Here is a 3,089-nt window from a genome sequence, read left to right as displayed (position 1 = left end):
GCGCCTTGCATAGTAACTGTCCACTTAGCCAGAAATATACGATTCCATTTGGCCAGCTACTTATAGAGCCGCTCACAAAAAACGATGGTGAATACTAACGGTGGTGGCTTAAACAAATGCCCATGACGCGTGAAAATATGTTGCGCCACCCTCAGGGAAGAAAAATGGTTAAGCAAAATATTTTTTACGGCAAAGTTCTTGGCAACAACATGCAGGGGGTTTTGATCACCAGTGCGCTATGGCTGCAGGATAATCACAAGAACACCTCTTTTCCAACGTATTAGTTTTTTAAAATAGGGGACTACTATGAACCCGCATCGTCCAGGTATAGTGCTGATCCTGGTACTACTGGTGTTTCCACAATTCAGCGAAACGGTTTATGCCCCGGTGTTACCCCAAGTCTCGGAGGCATTTTCAGTATCCAGTAATCTGGCCCAGTTAACGATGAGTCTCTATTTTGCCGGCTTTGCCGCAGGGGTCCTTTGTTGGGGGTATCTGGCCGATCGAATCGGCAGGCGAAAATCCATGATCGCAGGTCTTGTCATCTATGGTTTGTCCGCTCTTGCTGCGGTTTTTGTGCAGAGCTTTTGGGCATTTCTGATCGCTCGGGTGGCACTGGCCTTTGGTGCCAGCGCGGGATCAGTGGTGATCCAGACCGTGATTCGTGATTGTTATGACGGTGAAGGGATTGTGCGGGTCTTCTCTCTGGTTGGCGTAGCCATGTCATTATCTCCCACACTTGGTCCTGTGCTGGGCGGTATTCTGGCACAGGGCAGTGGCTTGCAAGGTGTGCTTTATGCCCTGGTCAATCTGGCCGTCCTGCTGTTGCTATGGACTCTGATCAAGCTGCCTGAAACTCAGAAAGTTCAGCCTTGCCACGATCATCAACGCCTCTCAATGGTTTCTCTGGCCAGCAAGATGATTGGTGATCGTCGTATTATCTGTTCGGTCCTGCTGGTGGCCGGCATGAATATTTTGTTGTTTGGCTACTACACACTGGGTCCATTTGTTGTGGCAAACATGGGTTTTTCTGAACAGGTATTCGGGTTTTCAGGACTGTTGATGGCCCTGGGAACCGCTGTTGGCGCGTTACTGAACCGTTCATTGATCAGGCGAGTGAGTTTGGCAAAGCTGATCCAATGGGGATGCATCCTGGCGCTGGGCGGTAGCCTGTTACAAGGGCTCGTCAGCTTAATTACTGTTGAGTCTCAACCGGTTCACCTTGTAGCGTTATTACTGCCGATGGTTCTTATTGTGACGGGGTTTGGACTGACAATACCGAATGTTTTGGGGACTGCTCTGGTGGACTATAAACCACAATTGGGTACGGCAGGGGCACTGTTGGGCCTATTCTATTATCTGGTGATTATGGCTGGGCTGGCTGCCTTGAGTACCTGGTACGTGGATACACTCTGGTATATGCCCATGAACTTTGCCGTCATCAGTGCTTTGTTAGTGCTGGTTGCCAAACTCAGGCCACACACGGTTTGAATGGCAATGCGTCAGAGGAAAGCAATATTTTGATGAATGAGCAAGAGCCTGAATTCTGGCAGGTAAAATCGTTAACCGAAATGACGTCTGAAGAGTGGGAATCGCTCTGTGATGGTTGCGGTCGCTGCTGTCTCAATAAGGTCATCGATGCGGATACTGACGAGATCTACACGACGACGATAGCATGTCGGCTGCTGGATCTGAAAACCTGCCGCTGCAGACACTATAAACACCGTCGCAAATATGTGACCGACTGTATCAAGTTTACGCCGAAAACCCTCCATGAGCATCTGCCATGGTTGCCGAACAGCTGCGCCTATCGTTTGCTCTATCACGGCTATGACCTGCCACAATGGCATCCTCTGAAAACCGGAAGATCGGACTCTGTCCATGAAGCCGGTTTCTCCATCAAGAACAAGGGCATCATTTCGGAAGACGATGTTCCGGACCCTTCGGACTGGTTTGATTATATTATCCGGGCGAAATAAGTGCTTTCAGACTACTGCTGCAATGATTTAATAGTGTGCATGGCACCAGCGAGGACGAAGTCGGCGTCACAGCCAGCGGTGACCAGGCTGAATCCTTTTTTGCGCATACGATCAGCGAACTTTGGCCCCATGCAGTGAATAGCAGCAGGCACCTTATGCTTTTGGCTACGGGCAAGGATATGTTCGATAGCCTCCATAACGGGTGGCTCATAGTGGTCAGGCTGAGGCTGACAGCCCAGGGCGTAGGATAGGTCAAATGGACCGATATAGACGGCGCCCAGTCCTTCAGTACTGAGGATATCATCCAGGTTATCAAGAGCCAGACGAGTCTCGATCATGACTATGGGCAGAATGGTCTCTTCTGCTTTTTCCGGGTAATCACTGCCTGCATAGATCATTGCCCGGCTTGGACCAAAGCTGCGATTGCCTTTGGCTGGGTAACGGCAGGTAGCGACAAATTCCCGGGTCTGCCCTGCGGTCTCAATCATTGGGCAGATGACGCCATAAGCACCGGCATCCAGCATTTTCATAATGATGCCCGGGTTAAGCCAGGGAACCCTGACCAACGGCGTTACGGGGGTGGTGGATATGGCCTGCAGCATGGCCAGGGCCGACTCGAAGCCAATCATGCCGTGCTGCATATCAATGGTTATGGCGTCAAAACCCTGATGGGCAATCAGCTCCGCTGTCATTGGGGAGGGGTGGATCAGCCAGCAATTGATGGCGGTCTTGTTTTGCTGGAAAAGGCTCAGTACTTGATTCTTTCTCATTGTTGATCATTGTTTAATTGCGGTAGTCAAAAAAGTATAGGTAATTCCGGTGGATATGCCCCTGGCACCTGCCGATGGGATCCGGATACCTGGCGATCTACAACGGATGTGCTGTTTTACGGGCTTTAATGGTGATCATGCCGGTCAATACGGCTGTATCCAGGGCGTTGGCCGCTCAATAGCCAGTGATAATCCGAAGGACTATGCCCTCTTGCACCTGTATTAGCGTTCAGGTGGACAGAGTATCCCGCTGCGATCATCCATGGCAGACCTTTTTGGCAACGCCAATAAGTAGCTGGCCATATGGAATCGAATATTTCTGGCTACTTGGGCAGGTACT

4 protein-coding genes are annotated in these 3,089 nt (G+C 50.5%); 3 read left to right on the top strand and 1 reads right to left on the bottom strand.

Translation table 11 applies throughout. The annotated features are described in order from the left end of the window. Nucleotides 1–306: 306 nt before the first annotated feature. Nucleotides 307–1,491, top strand: coding sequence for a multidrug effflux MFS transporter (locus tag KDK14_RS00165; protein WP_257262992.1), 1,185 nt, complete (start codon nt 307–309; stop codon nt 1,489–1,491). Between the two features lie 32 nt (nt 1,492–1,523). Beyond that, nucleotides 1,524–1,979: a YcgN family cysteine cluster protein gene (locus tag KDK14_RS00160; RefSeq protein WP_257262991.1), complete on the top strand. Its 456-nt coding sequence runs from the start codon at nt 1,524–1,526 to the stop codon at nt 1,977–1,979. Nucleotides 1,980–1,990: 11 nt separating this feature from the next. Here the strand turns inward: KDK14_RS00160 and KDK14_RS00155 are convergent, their stop codons facing one another. After that, complete coding sequence (locus KDK14_RS00155) at nt 1,991–2,749, bottom strand: HpcH/HpaI aldolase/citrate lyase family protein (RefSeq protein WP_257262990.1); 759 nt, start codon at nt 2,747–2,749, stop codon at nt 1,991–1,993. Between the two features lie 49 nt (nt 2,750–2,798). On the opposite strand from KDK14_RS00155, the gene KDK14_RS00150 reads away from it, so the two are divergent. Beyond that, nucleotides 2,799–2,975, top strand: coding sequence for a hypothetical protein (locus KDK14_RS00150; protein WP_257262989.1), 177 nt, complete (start codon nt 2,799–2,801; stop codon nt 2,973–2,975). Nucleotides 2,976–3,089 lie beyond the last annotated feature (114 nt).

The sequence above is a fragment of the Endozoicomonas sp. ONNA2 genome (genome assembly GCF_024606365.1).
In the GTDB taxonomy this organism is placed as follows: domain Bacteria; phylum Pseudomonadota; class Gammaproteobacteria; order Pseudomonadales; family Endozoicomonadaceae; genus Endozoicomonas.
The sequence above is the reverse complement of the archived record's forward strand: the minus strand, read 5'-3'. Positions and strand labels throughout refer to the sequence as shown.

Bases quoted from the DNA above. Each gene is read 5' to 3' on its own strand.
- KDK14_RS00165 (WP_257262992.1), top strand. From the start codon at position 307: ATGAACCCGCATCGTCCAGGTATAGTGCTGATCCTGGTACTACTGGTG.
- KDK14_RS00160 (WP_257262991.1), top strand. From the start codon at position 1,524: ATGAATGAGCAAGAGCCTGAATTCTGGCAGGTAAAATCGTTAACCGAA.
- KDK14_RS00155 (WP_257262990.1), bottom strand. From the start codon at position 2,749: ATGAGAAAGAATCAAGTACTGAGCCTTTTCCAGCAAAACAAGACCGCC.